A 16,410-nucleotide genomic window follows, 5' to 3' on the forward strand; every position below is an offset into this window, starting at 1 on the left:
ACCTTCTCCCCGTGAACGGGGAGAAGGAGGCTAGTCGCTACGCTGACGTCCCCCTCGCCCCGTTTACGGGGAGAGGGTAAGGGTGAGGGGCAGCGCGAACGCATCAAGCGTTACCCCTTCTTGTCCGGCTCGGAGAATGCGCTCCGCCAGACTTCCTTGTGAATGATGCTGGCGACTTTAGCCCCGCCTGTATCGGGCTCCCTTCAAGTGAAGGCGTCGGGCATCGACGCCTTCTTCGCGGCGATGAAGTCCTTGAGGCCGTCGTCGATGCTCGGATCGAGATATGGCGCCTCGTAGCTTTCGAGCCAGCGTCGGGCGAGCTCGTTGGCGCGCTGCGGCGCGGACTTCTGGCCCTCGGCCAGCCACTGCTCGTAGGAATTGTTGTCGGCGATACTGGAGCGGTAGAACGCCGACTGGAAGTTGGCCTGGGTATGGTCGCAGCCGAGATAGTGGCTGCCGGGCCCGACCTGGCGGATGGCGTCCATCGCCTGGCCGTTCTCGGAGAGATCGACGCCCTCGGCAAATTTCTGCTGCATGCCGAGCTGGTCGATGTCCATCATGAACTTCTCGTAGCACGAGGCGAGGCCGCCCTCGAGCCAGCCGGCCGAATGCAGCACGAAATTGGTGCCGGCAAGCAGCGTCGAGTTCAGCGTGTTGGCGCTTTCATAGGCCGCCTGCGCATCCGGAACCTTTGAAGCGCAGAGCGAACCGCCGGTGCGGAACGGCAGGCCGAGGCGGCGTGCGAGCTGGGCAGCGCCGTAGGACACCAGCGACGGCTCCGGCGTACCGAAGGTCGGCGCGCCCGACTGCATCGAGATCGACGAGGCGAAGGTGCCGAACAGCACCGGCGCGCCCTTGCGGATCAGCTGGGTGAACGAGGCGCCGGCCAGCACTTCGGCCAGGACCTGGGTCAGCGTGCCGGCAACCGTCACCGGGCTCATCGCGCCGGCAAGAATGAACGGCGTGACGATGCAGGCCTGGTTGTGACGTGCATAGACCTTCAGCGCGCCCAGCATGGTCTCGTCGAACACCATCGGCGAGTTGGCGTTGATCAAGCTGGTCAGAACCGTGTTGTTTTCGACGAAGTCGTCGCCGAACACGATCTTGGCCATCGCCACCGTGTCCTCGGCGCGCTCCGGCGCGGTGACCGAGCCCATGAACGGCTTGTCGGAATATTTGATGTGGCTGTAGATCATGTCGAGGTGGCGCTTGTTGACGGGCACGTCGACAGGCTCGCACACGGTGCCACCCGAATGGTGGATCGACGGCGCCATATAGGCCAGCTTCACGAAGTTGCGGAAATCCTCGATCGTGGCATAGCGGCGGTTGCCGTCGAGATCGCGCACGAAGGGCGGGCCGTAGACCGGCGCGAAGACCGTGGCGTTGCCGCCGATCTGCACCGAGCGCTCCGAATTGCGCGCGTGCTGGGTATAGACGGACGGTGCCGTCTTCAACAGCGAGCGGCACAGGCCCTTGGGAAAGTGCACGCGCTCGCCCTTGACGTCGCAGCCGGCCTCTTTCCAAAGCTGGAGTGCTTCGGCGTCGTCGCGGAATTCGATGCCGATTTCCTCGAGCACGGTGTCGGCGTTCTTCTCGATGAGCGCCAGCCCCTCCTCGTTGAGGACCTCATAAACATTGATCTGACGCTTGATGTAAGTGAGCTGGGTGCCCGGACCGCCGCCCGAACGCGCCGCGCGCCGCGCCGCCGCTCCGCCGCTTGCGCCACGCCCGCGCCGCGCGTTCGACGCTTCCTGATCGGTCACGAGGTTTTCTGTCATCGCCATCATCCCTGAAACACGTTTGGCCGCCTGTCGCAGCTCCTCGCGAGATCGTAGTCATGCACCCTAGGCGAAACGGCTTGCCAGCGCCAACGCCTGTCGCAAAATCGACAAGCAAGTCGACAACTTGTCAGTCGCTTTCGTTTTGCAGGAGGTCGCAAATCAGCTATGGATTTGCGGCACTTGCAAGCTAGGTATAGCGCAGTAGCCGCACGCTGGATTTCGGCGCTGCATGAGGGAGCTTCCAAAGATGTCCGACGACGAAATCATCCTGTCCGAGCTTTCCGACGACGAACTCGTGCAGCAGATGCATGACGATCTATATGACGGGCTCAAGGAGGAGATCGAGGAAGGCACCAACATCCTGCTCGAGCGCGGCTGGGTGCCCTACAAGGTTCTGACCGAAGCGCTGGTCGAAGGCATGCGCATCGTCGGCGAAGACTTTCGCGACGGCATCCTGTTCGTGCCGGAAGTGCTGCTTTCGGCAAACGCCATGAAGGCCGGCATGTTCATCCTGCGCCCGCTGCTTGCCGCAACAGGCGCGCCCAAGCAGGGCAAGATGGTGATCGGCACGGTCAAGGGCGACATCCACGACATCGGCAAGAACCTCGTCGGCATGATGATGGAAGGTGCCGGCTTCGACGTCATCGACCTCGGCATCAACAACCCGGTCGAGAACTATCTCAATGCCATCGAAGAGCATCAGCCCGACATCATCGGCATGTCGGCGCTTCTGACCACGACCATGCCCTACATGAAGGTCGTCATCGACACGATGAAGGAAAAGGGTATCCGCGACGACTATGTCGTGCTCGTCGGCGGCGCGCCGCTCAACGAGGAATTCGGCAAGGCCGTCGGCGCCGACGCCTACTGCCGTGACGCGGCTGTCGCCGTCGAAACCGCCAAGGACTACATGAAGCGCAAGCACAATCTGCGCGCTGCTGGATAAAGCAAAAGGGCCGCACCTTGCAGCGCGGCCCTTTCATTCCGATCTAAAACGGACAGTGACATAGTGCCTTATTGGACTGTGTCCTCGATGGCGTTCGCTGTACCTTTGACATCCTTGCCGACGCCGCGAACAGTGTTGGCGCAGGCGGAAAGAGCAAGCGCACAAGCGATTATGGCGATCGGCGCAAGGCGTGACAGTTTCATGGACGATGTCTCCCTCATCAAATTTGCAATATTTGCCTATCTGGAACGAAACCCGGCTAAACTGGTTCCATGACCGCCCTGCAAAAGCAAAAGCGTAGTCCAGGCGACAAACTTTCAGGCGAGAAGCTGCTTGTCATTGGCTGCGGCATGATCGCGCGCGAAGTACTGGCGGTGAAGCAGCGGCTGGGGCTCGATCACCTCGAACTGACCTGCTTGCCAGCTGATTTCCATTTCCACCCGAACCGGATCGCGCCGGCCATGGACAAGGCGATATCAGAGGCGAAAGCGGAAGGGTATCAGCACATCTATGTCGGCTACGCCGATTGCGGCACCGGCGGCCTGCTCGACCGTGTCTGCGAAAAACATGGTGTCGAGCGCATCGCCGGGCCGCATTGCTTTGCCTTCTATCAAGGCGCTGCTGCCTATGCCGTAGTCGGCGAAGCCGACATGATGTCGTTCTACATGACCGATTTCCTGTGCCGCCAGTTCGAGGCTTTCTTCATCAAGCCGCTCGGCCTCGACCGGCATCCCGAGCTGGTGACGGACTATTTCGGCAACTACGAGAAACTGATCTATCTCGCCCAGACTGACGATCCCGCGCTCGACAAGGTCGCCGAGGATGCGGCGGAGATGCTCGGCCTCGTCTATGAGCGCCGCGCCACCGGTTATGGCGACCTGCCCGAGGTACTTGCCAAGGCAGCGGCCGCTGCGGCAGATCATCAAAGAGCCTGATTCTTCACTTGAGGTTCGGCCTTTGGAGAGGTGCCATGGCTGTTCGAAAACTGATTCTTGCTGCGGCCCTCGCCGCCACGGCGACCTTCGCGCATGCCGATGGCGTGGTGCAGAAGCTGATCACGCCGGCCGACAAGGCCAGGCTCGAAAAATACGACGCCACGCGCAAGGAAGCCCTTCAGGAGGCAAAGGCCGGCCTGGCAGGCGAGGTCGCCACACTCGACGCGATCGTTGCCCAAAAGCCCTTGTCGTTTTCCGATTTCGACATGACCGGAAACTGGCAGTGCCGCACCATCAAGGCCGGCGGCTTGGGCGCGCTCGTCGTCTACGGCTGGTTCAAGTGCAAGGTCACCGATGACGGCTCGGGCTGGATGCTGGAGAAAATCTCGGGCTCGCAGCGGACCAAGGGCCGCTTCTACACCGAAAGCGACAACAGGTTGATCTATCTCGGCTCGGGCTTCGTCGCCGGCGACAAACCCAAGGCCTATGGCCGCGGCCCTGATGCCGACCAGGTCGGTTATGCCTTCAGATCCGGACCGGCAGCATGGCGTATCGAGTTTCCCGCGCCGCGCTACGAATCCAAGCTCGACATCATTGAATTCCGGCGCTGATGTTGCATTCCGCGCGAAGCGACATCACATTCGCACCCTCCGGGGTCATCAAGGATTAACCTGGCCGTCGCACACTGCGATGGGGACTGGCGCGTTTGAAAGCGGGCCGCAAGTGGGCTGAAGGCTGAATGCAAGGGCAAGAAAACCAATCCGACGCAGGCGAATTCGATGCGGCACCGAAGCGTCGCCGTGGCCGTCGTCTGTCCGCGATCTTCGCCCAGCTCGCCCGCGATGCCAAAGGAAACATCTCGATCGGCGATATCAGGGATACGCTGGGCAAACGCAGCTTCGCGCCGCTGCTGGTGCTGTTTGCCGCCTTCAACATGCTGCCTCTGCCGCCGGGTGCCTCGGCCGTACTTGGCCTGCCGCTGCTGATCGTCGCGGCACAAATGGCCTTCGGCAGTAACCGTGCCTGGCTGCCGACCTTCATCGCGCAGCGCTCACTGTCGGCGGAGCAGTTCCGCACCGTCACAGACTGGGTCATTCCGAGGCTTGTCCGCCTCGAACAGGTGGTTCGGCCGCGCTACTGGCCGTTCTGGCGCAAACGCGGCGACCGCGTCATCGGCATCATCGCGCTCATCTTGTCCGTCTCGATCACGCTGCCCATCCCGTTCGGCAACTGGCTGCCAGCCTTCGCCACCGCCCTTCTTGGCCTGGCGTTGTCCGAGCGGGACGGCATCCTGTTTGCCGTAGGCAGCGCGGTCGGCGTGGCCTCGCTCGCCGTCGTCTGCGCGGTTGTCGGCGGCGCCGGCTTTGCCACGCACGCCTTCCTGGCATGGCTGGGGTAGACTGAATGGACCGCAGGCCGATCGTCTTCGTCACCGAAGGCGGCGAACATATCTGGGCGATCATCAACAGCCTGACCGATCGCTTCGGCCCCATGACAGTCGTTCTGGAAACGCCTTACTCAAAGCGTGAGCTGCTGATACGCCGCGCCAAGAAGCTCGGCTGGATCTCCGTGGCCGGCCAGTTGGGCACCATGGTGCTCATCCGTGTCGCCAAACGTTTCCTGAACGGCGGCATCGAGCGCATCGTTGCCGAGGAAAAACTGGAAACCAGCCCACGCGTGGGCCAGGAGATCGTTTCGGTAGCCTCCGCCAATGGCCCTGAACTCGTCGAAATCGTCCATAAGCTCGAGCCGGCCACGGTGTTCCTCGCCAGCTGCCGGCTCTTGTCCGCCAAAACACTCGCCGCCATTCCCTGCCCGGTCATCAACTATCATTCAGGCATCAATCCGAAATATCGCGGCATGAATGGCGGTTATTGGGCATTGGCCACTGGCGATCACGACAATTTCGGCTCGACCGTGCATGTCGTAGACGCTGGCGTCGACACCGGCTCGGTGCTGTACCAGTCCAGGGGAAAACCAGGCAAAGGCGACACCATCGCCAGCTACGCCATGCGCCAGGCCGCCTTTTCGCGCGACATTTGCGCCAAGGCTATCGAAGACGCGCTTGCCGGCCGACTCACGCCGGTCGACACCGGTCTGCCCTCGCGGCAATGGTACCATCCGACCATCTGGCAGTACCTTTGGACAGGGATCCGCCGCGGCGTCTGGTAGACGCTCCAGCGACAATCCAAGCTTTATCTTTTGCGACAACAGGTCGCGTCGCTTTTGAATGCGCGCGCGTCGTCCCATAACAAGCAGCACCCCCGTGGTTGCGGCAAAGCTCAACGTCACCAAAAGCGAGACCGAAATGGCCGACCTGATCATCGTCTACTGGCGCGACATCCCTGCACAGGTCATCGTCAAGAAGGGCCGGCAGAACGCCAAGCGCGAATTGCCGCTGCGTTTCACCGAAGCGATCGACATGTGCGCCATGCGTACCGGCGCTGGCGACACCGACGCCTACCTCGCCGAGTGGCGCAAGGCCGAACCGGTCCCGGTCAGCGACGACCTTGAGGCGGAAGCCGACAAGGCCTTGGCTGAAATCGATGCGAATTTCACACGCGAGCGGCTGGTCGCTCTCGTCAAGGCAGGCGGCAAGGAAGATGGTTGATACCCAGCCGACGGTAACCCAGGCGACTTTGGTCAAGAAGGCCGCGCCGAAAAGCGACTACAAGCCAGCCGATGTGTCGCCGCAGCGACGCGTCCAGCGCAGCTATACGATCAGGCTGTGGTCGATCCGCCACTCGCGCCTGCTCGAATGGTTCTACAGCCGCTTCGCGGACATGTTTCTGCTGCTCCATCCGCTGTGGAAGAAGATCGGTTATGGCCGCGTCGAGGCCCCGATCAAGTTTGTCGAGAAGCGGGTCAAGGGCCTGATGTTCGACTGCCGCATGTGCGGCCAGTGCGTGCTGTCTTCCACCGGCATGTCCTGCCCGATGAATTGCCCAAAACAGCTACGCAATGGCCCGTGCGGCGGCGTTCGTGCCAACGGCAATTGCGAGGTCGAGCCCGACATGCCCTGTGTCTGGGTCAAGGCCTGGGAAGGCTCGCGCAACATGGTCAAGGGCGACGCCATCCTCAACGTCCAGAAGCCGGTCGACCAGTCGCTGCGCGAAACCTCGGCATGGCTGAGGGTGACCGCACAAGCCGCCGCAACGCGCGAAACCGCCAGCAAGGAAGTTGCATGACCCCGCCGCGCCCGCGCCAGCCAGACGAACATCCCGATGGCATCGACCTGCCGCTCGATCCCCTGCCCGGCCATTCTTCGCGCGGCCGCCTGGAGCGCGTGCTGCGTCGCGGCGAGTTCGCCGTCACCACGGAGCTGAACCCGCCCGACAGCGCCGACCCCGAAGACGTCTACAACCGCGCCAAGATCTTTGACGGCTGGGTCGACGGCATCAACGCGGTCGACGCGTCCGGTGCCAACTGCCACATGTCTTCCGTCGGCATCTGCGCACTGCTGACCCGCATGGGCTACGCGCCGATCATGCAGATCGCCTGCCGCGACAAGAACCGCATCGCCATCCAGGGCGACGTGCTCGGCGCCGCCGCCATGGGTGTCGCCAACATCCTGTGCCTTACCGGCGACGGCGTGCAGGCAGGCGACCAGCCCGGCGCCAAGCCGGTGTTCGACCTCGACTCGATGTCGTTGCTCGAAACAGTCCGCATCATGCGCGACAACGGAAAATTTCTCTCGGGCCGCAAGCTGAGCACACCACCGCAGCTTTTCCTTGGCGCGGCGGTCAACCCCTTCGCGCCGCCCTTTGATTTCAGGCCCATTCATCTGGGCAAGAAGATCGCCGCCGGCGCGCAGTTCGTGCAGAGCCAGTATTGCTTCGATGTGCCGATGTTCCGCACCTTCATGAACCGCGTGCGCGACCTGGGCTACGACGAAAAATGCTTCATCCTGGTCGGCGTCGGCCCGCTTGCGTCGGCCAAGACAGCCAAATGGATCCGCGCCAACGTGCCTGGAATCCACATTCCTGATGCAATCATCAAGCGCCTGGAAGGCGCCCAGGACCAGAAGAAGGAAGGCAAGCAGCTCTGCATCGACATCATCAACGAGGTCAAGGAAATATCAGGCGTATCGGGGGTCCATGTGATGGCCTACCGGCAGGAGGAATACGTCGCCGAGATCGTCGATGAATCGGGCGTGCTGAAAGGTCGTCGGCCATGGAAACGCGAGGCCCGTGCCGACGACCAGCGTGTCGCCGACCGGCTTGAGCACCTCCTGCACGACGACGTTACAGAATCGCAGGTCGACATGGTGAAGACCGCGCACTGACAGGCAGGCGCGGCTGCCGCGCTTGAACGAAAACAGACAACGATATAAAGAAATCTTTATATCTTAGGGAGAACTTCATGACCCGCACGATCGTCGCTTCGGCGACCCGCGAAATCGTTATCGGTTTCGACCAACCTTTCTGCGTCATTGGTGAGCGAATCAATCCGACCGGCCGCAAGAAGCTGGCCGCCGAGATGGTCGCCGGCAATTTCGAGACCGTCATCAGGGACGCGCTGGAACAGGCAGCTTGCGGCGCGACGATGCTCGACATCAATGCCGGTGTCACCTCGGTCAACCCGAACGAGACCGAACCGGGCCTGCTGGTGCAGACGCTTGAGATCGTCCAGAACCTCGTCGACCTGCCGCTGGCGATCGACAGCTCCGTGTCGGCGGCAATCGAAGCTGCGCTCAAGGTTGCCAAGGGCCGGCCGCTGGTCAACTCCGTCACTGGCGAGGAAGAGAAGCTTGAGGCGATCCTGCCGCTGGTCAAGAAGTACAACGTGCCGGTGGTCGCCATCTCCAACGACGAGACCGGCATTTCGATGGACCCGGACGTGCGTTTCGCCGTCGCCAAGAAGATCGTCGAGCGTTGCGCCGATTTCGGCATTCCAGCCCATGACGTCGTCGTCGATCCGCTCGTGATGCCTATCGGCGCGCTCGGCGATGCCGGACGCCAGGTCTTCGCGCTGCTGCGCCGCCTGCGCGAGGAGCTCAAGGTCAACACCACCTGCGGCCTGTCCAATATCTCTTTTGGTCTGCCGCACCGCCATGGCATCAACGCCGCGTTCATCCCGATGGTCATCGGCGCCGGCATGACGTCAGCGATCATGAACCCGGTGCGGCCGCAGGAAATGGAAGCGGTCCGTGGCGCCAACGTGCTCAACGGCACCGACGAGCACTGCACCAACTGGATCAAGACCTACAAGGACTACAAGCCGTCGGAGGGTGGCCACGCCGTGGCAGCGCCGGTCGCCGTCAACGCACCGGGAGACGCCGCCGGCGGCCGTCGCCGCGGCGGACGCGAAGCCCGCATGTCGAGGGGATAATTAATGCCGAGACGCGAAGGCAACAAGTTCATCACCAAATGGATGACATTTGATGCCACGTTCCCTCCCAGCGGCGACTGGGAGGGAACGTACGCGAGACAGTTTAGCTCAGGCAAAACGTTCTCTGATTTCGTTGGCATGCTGACGCGAATTTTCTTCTGCATGTCGATATCCACAGTCTTCTACTTAAAGTGGAAATCAGCAAGTTCAACGTTTGACGAAATATTGTCAGTTGTTGGAATTTTTGTATTCACAACATTGGCTCTCGGATTAACGTGGATGGTCGGCCTGATTACATCGTCAGCCATGCTGAAATTTGGAAAAGATGGTGCATCAAAGGCCAAACGATCCGTAATATTCTTTTTGTCTCACATCATCTCATCTTCCGTCACGCTCTCAATAACGGTCGGATCGCTGTTTTTGATTGAGCGCTCAATGCTGAGGTGATTGCAATGAACTCTCCCGCCAACATCACCGACCCTCTTGTGCTGTTCATGCCATCGGGCAAGCGCGGCCGGTTTCCGGTGGGAACGCCGGTGCTCGACGCGGCGCGCACGCTTGGCGTCTATGTCGAAAGCGTGTGCGGCGGACGCGCCACCTGCGGCCGCTGCCAGGTCGAGGTGCAGGAAGGCAATTTCGCCAAGCACAAGATCGTCTCGTCAAACGACCACATCTCGCCCAAGGGCCCCAAGGAAGAGCGCTACGAGCGCGTTCGCGGCCTGCCGGACGGCCGCCGCTTGTCCTGCTCGGCGACGATCCAGGGCGACCTCGTCATCGACGTGCCGCAGGACACCGTCATCAACGCGCAGGTCGTGCGCAAGGCGGCGACCGACCGCGTCATCGAGCGCAACGCCGCCGTCCAGCTCTGCTATGTCGAGCTGGAAGAGCCCGACATGCACAAGCCGCTCGGCGACCTCGACCGGCTGAAGGTCGCGCTCGAAAAGGACTGGGGTTGGAAAGACCTGCTGGTCGCACCCCATCTCATCGCGCAGGTCCAGAAGATCCTGCGTACCAAGCTGCCCGACCAGCCGGAAGTCAGCCCGGGCAAATGGGGCGTGACCGCCGTTGTCCACCGCGACATGGATTCGTCGCGCCCCTTCATCATCGGCCTGTTCCCCGGTTTGAAGAACGAAGCCTACGGCATCGCCTGCGACATCGGCTCGACGACGATTGCCATGCATCTCGTGTCGCTGCTGTCGGGCCGCATCGCCGCTTCGTCGGGCACGTCCAATCCGCAGATCCGCTTCGGCGAAGATCTGATGAGCCGTGTTTCCTATGTGATGATGAACCCCGACGGCCGCGAAGCCATGACCAAGGCCGTGCGCGAGGCCGTCAATGGACTCATCGGCAAGGTCTGCGAGGAAGGCCAGGCCAACCGCGAGGACATCTTCGACTGCGTCTTCGTCGCCAACCCGATCATGCACCACCTGTTTCTCGGCATCGACCCGACCGAACTCGGCCAGGCGCCGTTCGCGCTCGCAGTTTCGGGCGCGCTGCAGTTCTGGGCGCATGAGATCGACATCGAGGTCAATCGCGGCGCGCGCCTCTACACCTTGCCCTGCATCGCCGGCCATGTCGGCGCCGACGCGGCTGGCGCGACCCTGTCAGAGGGACCATACCGCCAGGACAAGATGATGCTGCTGGTCGATGTCGGCACCAATGCCGAGATCATCCTTGGCAACAGGAACCGGGTCGTCGCCGCATCCTCCCCCACTGGCCCGGCCTTCGAAGGCGCCGAAATCTCCTCTGGCCAACGCGCGGCCCCAGGCGCCATCGAGCGCGTGCGCATCGATCCGGAAACTCTGGAGCCGAAGTACCGCGTTATCGGCACCGACAAATGGTCGGATGAAGACGGCTTCGACGAGGCATCGTGGACCACCGGTGTCACCGGCATCTGCGGCTCGGCGATCATCGAGGTGGTGGCAGAGATGTATCTGTCGGGCATCATCTCCGAAGATGGCGTCATCGATGGATCGATGGCGGAGAAAAGCCCGCGCATCATCCCGAACGGCCGCACCTTCTCCTACCTGCTGCGAGAAGGCCGCCAGGGCGAGCCGCGCATCACCGTGACCCAGAACGACGTCCGCGCCATCCAGCTTGCCAAGGCAGCCCTTTACGCCGGCGTGAAGCTCTTGATGGAAAAACAAGGCGTCGAGACAGTCGACACGATCCGCTTCGCCGGCGCGTTCGGATCGTTCATCGACCCGAAATACGCGATGGTCCTGGGCCTGATCCCCGATTGCGACCTCGACGAGGTCAAGGCTGTCGGCAATGCCGCCGGCACCGGCGCGCTGATGGCGCTGCTCAACCGCAACCATCGCCGCGAGATCGAGCAGGAAGTCGGCCGCATCGAAAAGATCGAGACCGCGCTCGAACCGCACTTCCAGCAGTTGTTCATCGACGCCATGGCGCTGCCCAACAAGGTCGACCCGTTCCCCAAGCTGTCGGCGGCGGTCAAGCTGCCGCCGCGCAAGGCCAGTGAAGGCGAGCCGACGGACGGCGCACCGCGCCGACGTTCGCGCGAGGAACGCGCGGCGCGCCGCTCCCGCGACTGACCTGCCCTTGCGGATTTGAGGCTTCGGCGAGGCATTCCATGCCTCGCCGAAGCGCTTTTGTGTTACAATGCACGTATCGGGAGTGTTTCCGTTACGCAACAATTCTACCGTAGGTTGCTATCGATGCGAAATCGATACGAAACAATCCCGAACTAGTTTCCGCTCGTCAGCCGCCAGCGAGGTTCGCCTCCAGGCGGCAAACGTGCATGGCCTCGAAAATCGAATTCGGTTTTTGAAATGGATCAGGCACCGATTCACACGAACCACAGCGTTCATTGCGCGCCGCAGCAGGCTCGCGACGCAGCGGGACTTGCAGGAGACGACAATGTCGATGATGAGCACCATCGGCCGCTTTGGTGCGGCTATCCAGAGCGCACGTCGCGCCGCCCAGTCCGAACGTATGCTGAACAGGCTGCCGCCAGAGATCCAGAAGGACATTGGATGGCCCGCTCCGGAACACGGCAGGCGCCATGCGACACTGGCGATCTACATGTCGCCGGACCGCTGATGCCAATGTTTCAGTATCGCGCGCTATCTGAAACAGAAAAGCGCATAAGCGATATCAAGCCGAAACAGAACAGAGCATAAACTTTGCCCGGCCGGCGGCGCATCCAGTCTCGCGTGGTGCTGCCGGCCCGTTACTCCCAGGAGACGACCATGTCCATCATTGGAGAGTTTCATCAATACGGTTCGGTGTTGCGCCATGCGTGCCGCGACAGCCGCATCGAGAACATGATGAACGGCTTGCCGCGCGAATTGCAGGTCGAACTCGGCTGGATCGACGGGGTGACCCATCATGGGTCGGGAGCCGCGGGTCAACTCCACAAATATGGTCGCGTGGCGATGCTGATCGACGCGTTGCCTATCGACATCCAGATCGAACTCGGCTGGCCCGTCGGCCCCTTGGCACCGGCGACAAACGTCATCGCGTTCGCTCGGCCGAAAGCCCGCTGCGCATGACCTTCGCCGAAAAGGTCGGCCTGCTCGCCTTTCGCCAGCGCACCGCCGGCCGGCCTGCCGCGGCCGACCGGCGCCTGCGCATGGCATTGAAGCCGCGCCGCCGCGCGATCTGATTGCCTGCATTTCGACAATTGGAATTCACGACACTTGAAAGGAGGGCCAGATGCCCCTTTTCGACGATCTCGGCCGCATTGGCGTCCGCTACAAGCAGGCGCGAAGCGCCCGCCAAACCGCCCGCATCATGAATGCGCTGCCACCGGAGATCCAGCGCGACCTCGCCTGGAACCCGCCATCGTCGCTGATGGCGAGCATCTATCGTTCCATGGCCACCGCAGTGCGGCGTTGAGGCTGTAATCGCAGGCGCGCTCTAGAACTTCCCGGTCAGGTTGAAGGTCTCGAAGGCCGCACGGATGTGATCGGCCGCGGCCTTGACCGGCGCGCTCGCCTCGGGTGCCACGATCATCGCCAGGCTGTAGTTGCCGATCTCCGGCATGCCGTCCTTGACGCCAAGCTCGACAAGCTCGTCGCCGATGAACGACCTTGGCAGCGGTGCGACCGCGAGGTCCGACAGGATAGCGGCACGCTGGCCGGCCGTATGCGCACTCATATAGGCGACGCGGTAGTTGCGGCCATCGCGGCCGAGCGCCTCAAGCGCCCCTGCCCGCCAGGCACAACCTTCTTCCCAGATCGAGACAGGCAGCGGTTCGCGCATGTGGGCGCAACCGCCCCTGGCACCGGCCCAGACGATCGGCTCGGTCAACAGCGTTTCGGCGCCTGCCGCATTGGCCCTGCAGGCATTGGTGAGCAGCGTGATGTCGAGCGCGCGATCGTCCATGCGGCGCCTCAGATTGCTGCTCTGGTCGATGACGACATCGACGGCGATCGATGGATGCGTCTGGGCAAAACGCTTGAGCACATGCGGCAGCACGCGCTCGCCGAAATCGTCGGGCGAACCGAGCCGAACCACGCCGACGATGTCGGGAATGATGAACTTCGACACCGCCTCGCGGTTGATCGCCAGCATGCGCCGGGCATAACCGAGCAACATCTCGCCGTCGGTTGTAAGCGTCACCGAGCGCGCGTCGCGGAAGAACACCGAACGCCCCAGGATGTCCTCGAGCTTCTTGATCTGCATCGACACAGCCGAAGGCGTACGGAACACCGCATTGGCCGCAGTGGTGAAACTGCCGGTCTCGGCGATCGCCACGAAGGTGCGAAGCACGTCGAGATCGAGCAACGGAAGCGGGTGATTGAGTGGTGCGTTCATGGCCACTGCCCTTCAATATTTCTGATCGAACACATCATTTCATTTCGTTTGATTGAACCTCATCGGTGAGAGATAGTCAACACCATCGAAGCAGCGGCCATTGGCTCTGCATCGATAATGCCCGGAGTAAGAAGCGCAAAATTGCGCAAGACGGTTGAAACCAGCGGTGCCCACCGGGCGAGCACCAAAAAGCCGGCCTTGAACCGGCCCAGTAGGAAAAGGAAACCGCAATGTCCATTCTCTCGTCGATCGGGCGCATCGCCAGCGAATTCACCGCCGCCCGCACGCGCTTCAACACCGCACGTTCCATCCGTTCGCTGCCGCTCGAACTGCAGAAGGACATCGGCTGGCCCGAGGCCTTCGATTCGAAGACCGGTTATCGCCACGGCCATGGCGGCGAGGCAGTCTGAAGATGGTCGGGACCACGTCGCGGCCTGTCGTACGCATCGGCAGGTCCTGCGGCGAGGTCCAGCCATGCGAGCGCCGCACGCCTGGCCTGAATGCCTTGCATGACAGCGCAGTGCCCCGCCCAACCGACTGTAAATATTGATTGTTTTTCGGCAATGGTGGCGGCAGACAAAGACATGTCGCACGCCATGTCGCTTTTACGGTGTGCCGCTTCGCATTTGCAGCATACCGGCGCTTAGCCAAGCCCTATATGCGCATCATCAAACGAGTTGCCCCACTCCACAACGCGAAGGCACCCCGTGTAACCTGGATGCATGGAGAAGTGTCATGAAGATTTTTGCCCGCCTGTTCGGCCTCCGCCGCGATAGCTCGCTTTCGACCGCGATCGAGCGTCAGCGCCTTGCCAACACGATGCCCGGCCAGACCGCCGCAATCGCCGCCAACCGCCTCGGCATGCTCGTCGGCTGAGTTTCATTCGATCCTCCTCCCGGATCGAACCATTGGAGCGGCGCAAGCCGCTCTTTTCTTTTGTGATTGCCATTAATCGACCACGTCGCCGGCATTTCGGCGCAGCCCGGGTCAGACCCACCGTTTCAAACACGCCATTTGCTCGTCCAAAAGAGCCAGCGTCGTTTTGCCCATGTCGCAAACTTTAATTTTAGCGACAGCTTCAACCCCATTGACAGCAAGGGAATTTGCTGTTGACGCTATGCTATTCGCGACATCAAGTTCGCGTCGTTTCCGGTCAGCGTGAGGGTTCCTTGAACGCCATCAGACATCCGATCAAACGATCGCTTGTGTTCTTCCTTGTACCCGACTTCACCATGGTCGCCTTCGCGACCGCTCTCGACCCTTTGCGCATCGCCAATCGCATGCTCGGTTACGAAGCCTACAAATGGCGCCTGGCCAGCATCGACGGTAAGGCCGTACCGGCGTCAAACGGCGTCGAATGCGCCGTCAACACCTCGCTCGACGAGGAACGCAAGAAGATGGCTGGGCCGGAACGCCCATCGATGGTCATCGTCTGCACCGGCATCAATGTCGAGACCTACACCAACAAGTCGGTCTTTGCCTGGCTGCGCGAGGAGTACAATCGCGGCGTCGCCGTGGGCGGACTGTGCACCGGCGCCTATGTACTGGCCAATGCCGGCCTGCTGTCCAACAAGCGCTGCGCCATCCATTGGGAAAACCTGCCGGGCTTCTCCGAGGCATTCCCGAAGGCCAACGTCTATGCCGACCTCTTCGAGGTCGACCAGAACATCTATACCTGCGCCGGCGGTACCGCAGCGCTCGACATGATGCTGAAGCTGATCGGCGACGATTTCGACGACAACCTCGTCAACCGCATCTGTGAACAGGTGCTCACCGATCGCGTCCGCAGCCCCACCGACCGCCAGCGCCTGCCGCTCAGGGCGCGGCTCGGCGTGCAGAATTCGAAGGTGCTGACCATCATCGAGCTGATGGAAGCCAACCTGTCGGAGCCGCTTTCGCTGATCGAGATCGCCGACCATGTCGGCCTGTCCCGGCGCCAGATCGAACGCCTGTTCCGCACCGAGATGGGCCGCTCCCCTGCCCGCTACTATCTCGAGATCAGGCTCGACCGGGCCCGGCATCTGCTGATCCAGTCGTCGATGCCTGTGGTCGAGGTCGCCGTCGCCTGCGGTTTCGTGTCGGCCTCGCACTTCTCGAAATGCTACCGCGAACTTTATGCCCGCTCGCCGCAGCAGGAGCGCATCGACCGCAAGCAGCTGATTGCGGCCTGAACGCCTACTGCCGCCGGTAGGGATCGTAACCGTCGTCGCCATCGTCCTGATAGTCGTCGCAGATGCACTCTGCCGACGATATCTGGTCGTTCCAGCCGCCGATTGAGCGGGCATTGCGATCAAACTCTTCCGACGCGCCCTGCATGCCTGTGTGCTGGTAGACAACAAGGGTGCAGCCAGGCGCCACCCGCACCGACGAAACGCGGTCGTTCCAGAACCGGCCGGCGCGGAAGCTGATCGACTGGTCGGGGCGCATTGGCAGGACACGGCCGCCATAACCGTTGTGCTCGTACATCTCGCAGGCAACGTCGTCGTCATATTGGGCATTGGCGCTGCCGGCCATCAGGGCTGAAGCGATTGTTGCAAGCACGGCAAGTCTCATGTCTGTCGATGTCCTCGTGAGCCAGGACAGGCAGAAAAGACATCCGCGTGGCCAAAATTTGGCACCGCGCGCGGCATGACTG

The 16,410-nt window shown here is 61.9% G+C and carries 21 protein-coding genes; 17 read left to right on the top strand and 4 right to left on the bottom strand.

Going from position 1 to position 16,410, the window contains the following annotated elements; translation table 11 throughout:
- Positions 1-203 precede the first annotated feature (203 nt).
- Positions 204-1,778: a trimethylamine methyltransferase family protein gene (locus tag J1C56_RS10565; RefSeq protein WP_214388791.1), complete on the bottom strand. Its 1,575-nt coding sequence runs from the start codon at positions 1,776-1,778 to the stop codon at positions 204-206.
- A gap of 250 nt (positions 1,779-2,028) precedes the next feature.
- Between J1C56_RS10565 and J1C56_RS10570 the strand changes: the two genes are divergently transcribed.
- Positions 2,029-2,727, top strand: coding sequence for a corrinoid protein (locus J1C56_RS10570; RefSeq protein ID WP_115731653.1), 699 nt, complete (start codon positions 2,029-2,031; stop codon positions 2,725-2,727).
- 68 nt (positions 2,728-2,795) lie between these two features.
- Here J1C56_RS10570 and J1C56_RS10575 read toward each other — a convergent pair whose 3' ends face one another.
- A complete protein-coding gene (locus J1C56_RS10575; RefSeq protein ID WP_214388799.1) occupies positions 2,796-2,930 on the bottom strand; it encodes an entericidin EcnAB in 135 nt (44 codons plus the stop codon).
- 69 nt (positions 2,931-2,999) lie between these two features.
- On the opposite strand from J1C56_RS10575, the gene J1C56_RS10580 reads away from it, so the two are divergent.
- The 13 genes from J1C56_RS10580 to J1C56_RS10640 all read left to right on the top strand — a co-directional run bounded on the left by J1C56_RS10580 (position 3,000) and on the right by J1C56_RS10640 (position 12,854).
- On the top strand, positions 3,000-3,662 hold the full coding sequence (locus J1C56_RS10580) for a DUF1638 domain-containing protein (protein WP_246591305.1): 663 nt from the start codon (positions 3,000-3,002) through the stop codon (positions 3,660-3,662).
- Between the two features lie 35 nt (positions 3,663-3,697).
- Entirely contained in the window at positions 3,698-4,273 is a 576-nt protein-coding gene (locus J1C56_RS10585; RefSeq protein WP_214388801.1) for a DUF4893 domain-containing protein, read from the top strand.
- A 128-nt stretch (positions 4,274-4,401) separates the two neighbouring features.
- The gene (locus tag J1C56_RS10590; RefSeq protein WP_214388803.1) at positions 4,402-5,061 is read left to right on the top strand and encodes an exopolysaccharide biosynthesis protein; all 660 of its coding nucleotides are present in this window, start codon (positions 4,402-4,404) and stop codon (positions 5,059-5,061) included.
- Between the two features lie 5 nt (positions 5,062-5,066).
- Positions 5,067-5,834 carry a formyl transferase gene (locus J1C56_RS10595; protein WP_214388805.1) on the top strand — a complete coding sequence of 256 codons (768 nt, stop codon included), beginning with the start codon at positions 5,067-5,069 and terminating at the stop codon, positions 5,832-5,834.
- Positions 5,835-5,970: 136 nt separating this feature from the next.
- Entirely contained in the window at positions 5,971-6,273 is a 303-nt protein-coding gene (locus J1C56_RS10600; RefSeq protein WP_214390203.1) for a virulence factor, read from the top strand.
- The gene (locus tag J1C56_RS10605; protein WP_108607793.1) at positions 6,266-6,850 is read left to right on the top strand and encodes a methylenetetrahydrofolate reductase C-terminal domain-containing protein; all 585 of its coding nucleotides are present in this window, start codon (positions 6,266-6,268) and stop codon (positions 6,848-6,850) included. Before J1C56_RS10600 ends, J1C56_RS10605 begins: the two co-directional genes overlap by 8 nt.
- Positions 6,847-7,947, top strand: a complete 1,101-nt coding sequence (locus tag J1C56_RS10610; protein ID WP_214388807.1) for a methylenetetrahydrofolate reductase — start codon at positions 6,847-6,849, stop codon at positions 7,945-7,947. Before J1C56_RS10605 ends, J1C56_RS10610 begins: the two co-directional genes overlap by 4 nt.
- A gap of 77 nt (positions 7,948-8,024) precedes the next feature.
- On the top strand, positions 8,025-8,993 hold the full coding sequence (locus tag J1C56_RS10615; protein ID WP_214388809.1) for a methyltetrahydrofolate cobalamin methyltransferase: 969 nt from the start codon (positions 8,025-8,027) through the stop codon (positions 8,991-8,993).
- Between the two features lie 3 nt (positions 8,994-8,996).
- Positions 8,997-9,440 (top strand): hypothetical protein, encoded by a 444-nt coding sequence (locus tag J1C56_RS10620; protein WP_214388811.1) that lies wholly within the window; start codon positions 8,997-8,999, stop codon positions 9,438-9,440.
- A gap of 5 nt (positions 9,441-9,445) precedes the next feature.
- The gene (locus tag J1C56_RS10625; protein WP_214388813.1) at positions 9,446-11,548 is read left to right on the top strand and encodes an ASKHA domain-containing protein; all 2,103 of its coding nucleotides are present in this window, start codon (positions 9,446-9,448) and stop codon (positions 11,546-11,548) included.
- A 325-nt stretch (positions 11,549-11,873) separates the two neighbouring features.
- Positions 11,874-12,056 carry a hypothetical protein gene (locus tag J1C56_RS10630; RefSeq protein ID WP_214388815.1) on the top strand — a complete coding sequence of 61 codons (183 nt, stop codon included), beginning with the start codon at positions 11,874-11,876 and terminating at the stop codon, positions 12,054-12,056.
- A 149-nt stretch (positions 12,057-12,205) separates the two neighbouring features.
- Positions 12,206-12,508, top strand: coding sequence for a hypothetical protein (locus J1C56_RS10635; protein ID WP_192315726.1), 303 nt, complete (start codon positions 12,206-12,208; stop codon positions 12,506-12,508).
- A 163-nt stretch (positions 12,509-12,671) separates the two neighbouring features.
- Positions 12,672-12,854, top strand: coding sequence for a hypothetical protein (locus J1C56_RS10640; RefSeq protein WP_214388817.1), 183 nt, complete (start codon positions 12,672-12,674; stop codon positions 12,852-12,854).
- A 21-nt stretch (positions 12,855-12,875) separates the two neighbouring features.
- On the opposite strand, the gene J1C56_RS10645 is transcribed toward J1C56_RS10640, so the two are convergent.
- Positions 12,876-13,775, bottom strand: coding sequence for a LysR substrate-binding domain-containing protein (locus J1C56_RS10645; protein WP_214388819.1), 900 nt, complete (start codon positions 13,773-13,775; stop codon positions 12,876-12,878).
- A gap of 230 nt (positions 13,776-14,005) precedes the next feature.
- Here J1C56_RS10645 and J1C56_RS10650 point away from each other — a divergent pair, with 230 nt between their 5' ends.
- From J1C56_RS10650 to J1C56_RS10660, 3 genes are all read left to right on the top strand, one after another.
- Entirely contained in the window at positions 14,006-14,185 is a 180-nt protein-coding gene (locus J1C56_RS10650) for a hypothetical protein (protein ID WP_214388821.1), read from the top strand.
- Positions 14,186-14,510: 325 nt separating this feature from the next.
- Positions 14,511-14,651, top strand: a complete 141-nt coding sequence (locus J1C56_RS10655) for a hypothetical protein (RefSeq protein WP_214388823.1) — start codon at positions 14,511-14,513, stop codon at positions 14,649-14,651.
- Between the two features lie 356 nt (positions 14,652-15,007).
- A complete protein-coding gene (locus J1C56_RS10660) occupies positions 15,008-15,946 on the top strand; it encodes a GlxA family transcriptional regulator (RefSeq protein ID WP_420797389.1) in 939 nt (312 codons plus the stop codon).
- A gap of 4 nt (positions 15,947-15,950) precedes the next feature.
- Here J1C56_RS10660 and J1C56_RS10665 read toward each other — a convergent pair whose 3' ends face one another.
- A complete protein-coding gene (locus J1C56_RS10665; RefSeq protein WP_214388827.1) occupies positions 15,951-16,328 on the bottom strand; it encodes a peptidase inhibitor family I36 protein in 378 nt (125 codons plus the stop codon).
- Positions 16,329-16,410: the final 82 nt, after the last annotated feature.

The sequence above is a fragment of the Aminobacter anthyllidis genome (assembly GCF_018555685.1).
Lineage (GTDB): Bacteria > Pseudomonadota > Alphaproteobacteria > Rhizobiales > Rhizobiaceae > Aminobacter > Aminobacter anthyllidis.

Bases quoted from the DNA above. Each gene is read 5' to 3' on its own strand.
- J1C56_RS10595 (WP_214388805.1), top strand. From the start codon at position 5,067: ATGGACCGCAGGCCGATCGTCTTCGTCACCGAAGGCGGCGAACATATC.
- J1C56_RS10640 (WP_214388817.1), top strand. From the start codon at position 12,672: ATGCCCCTTTTCGACGATCTCGGCCGCATTGGCGTCCGCTACAAGCAG.
- J1C56_RS10590 (WP_214388803.1), top strand. From the start codon at position 4,402: ATGCAAGGGCAAGAAAACCAATCCGACGCAGGCGAATTCGATGCGGCA.
- J1C56_RS10570 (WP_115731653.1), top strand. From the start codon at position 2,029: ATGTCCGACGACGAAATCATCCTGTCCGAGCTTTCCGACGACGAACTC.
- J1C56_RS10650 (WP_214388821.1), top strand. From the start codon at position 14,006: ATGTCCATTCTCTCGTCGATCGGGCGCATCGCCAGCGAATTCACCGCC.
- J1C56_RS10630 (WP_214388815.1), top strand. From the start codon at position 11,874: ATGTCGATGATGAGCACCATCGGCCGCTTTGGTGCGGCTATCCAGAGC.
- J1C56_RS10625 (WP_214388813.1), top strand. From the start codon at position 9,446: ATGAACTCTCCCGCCAACATCACCGACCCTCTTGTGCTGTTCATGCCA.
- J1C56_RS10605 (WP_108607793.1), top strand. From the start codon at position 6,266: ATGGTTGATACCCAGCCGACGGTAACCCAGGCGACTTTGGTCAAGAAG.
- J1C56_RS10645 (WP_214388819.1), bottom strand. From the start codon at position 13,775: ATGAACGCACCACTCAATCACCCGCTTCCGTTGCTCGATCTCGACGTG.
- J1C56_RS10600 (WP_214390203.1), top strand. From the start codon at position 5,971: ATGGCCGACCTGATCATCGTCTACTGGCGCGACATCCCTGCACAGGTC.
- J1C56_RS10635 (WP_192315726.1), top strand. From the start codon at position 12,206: ATGTCCATCATTGGAGAGTTTCATCAATACGGTTCGGTGTTGCGCCAT.
- J1C56_RS10660 (WP_420797389.1), top strand. From the start codon at position 15,008: ATGGTCGCCTTCGCGACCGCTCTCGACCCTTTGCGCATCGCCAATCGC.
- J1C56_RS10565 (WP_214388791.1), bottom strand. From the start codon at position 1,778: ATGACAGAAAACCTCGTGACCGATCAGGAAGCGTCGAACGCGCGGCGC.
- J1C56_RS10575 (WP_214388799.1), bottom strand. From the start codon at position 2,930: ATGAAACTGTCACGCCTTGCGCCGATCGCCATAATCGCTTGTGCGCTT.
- J1C56_RS10620 (WP_214388811.1), top strand. From the start codon at position 8,997: ATGCCGAGACGCGAAGGCAACAAGTTCATCACCAAATGGATGACATTT.
- J1C56_RS10665 (WP_214388827.1), bottom strand. From the start codon at position 16,328: ATGAGACTTGCCGTGCTTGCAACAATCGCTTCAGCCCTGATGGCCGGC.
- J1C56_RS10615 (WP_214388809.1), top strand. From the start codon at position 8,025: ATGACCCGCACGATCGTCGCTTCGGCGACCCGCGAAATCGTTATCGGT.
- J1C56_RS10655 (WP_214388823.1), top strand. From the start codon at position 14,511: ATGAAGATTTTTGCCCGCCTGTTCGGCCTCCGCCGCGATAGCTCGCTT.
- J1C56_RS10580 (WP_246591305.1), top strand. From the start codon at position 3,000: ATGACCGCCCTGCAAAAGCAAAAGCGTAGTCCAGGCGACAAACTTTCA.
- J1C56_RS10585 (WP_214388801.1), top strand. From the start codon at position 3,698: ATGGCTGTTCGAAAACTGATTCTTGCTGCGGCCCTCGCCGCCACGGCG.
- J1C56_RS10610 (WP_214388807.1), top strand. From the start codon at position 6,847: ATGACCCCGCCGCGCCCGCGCCAGCCAGACGAACATCCCGATGGCATC.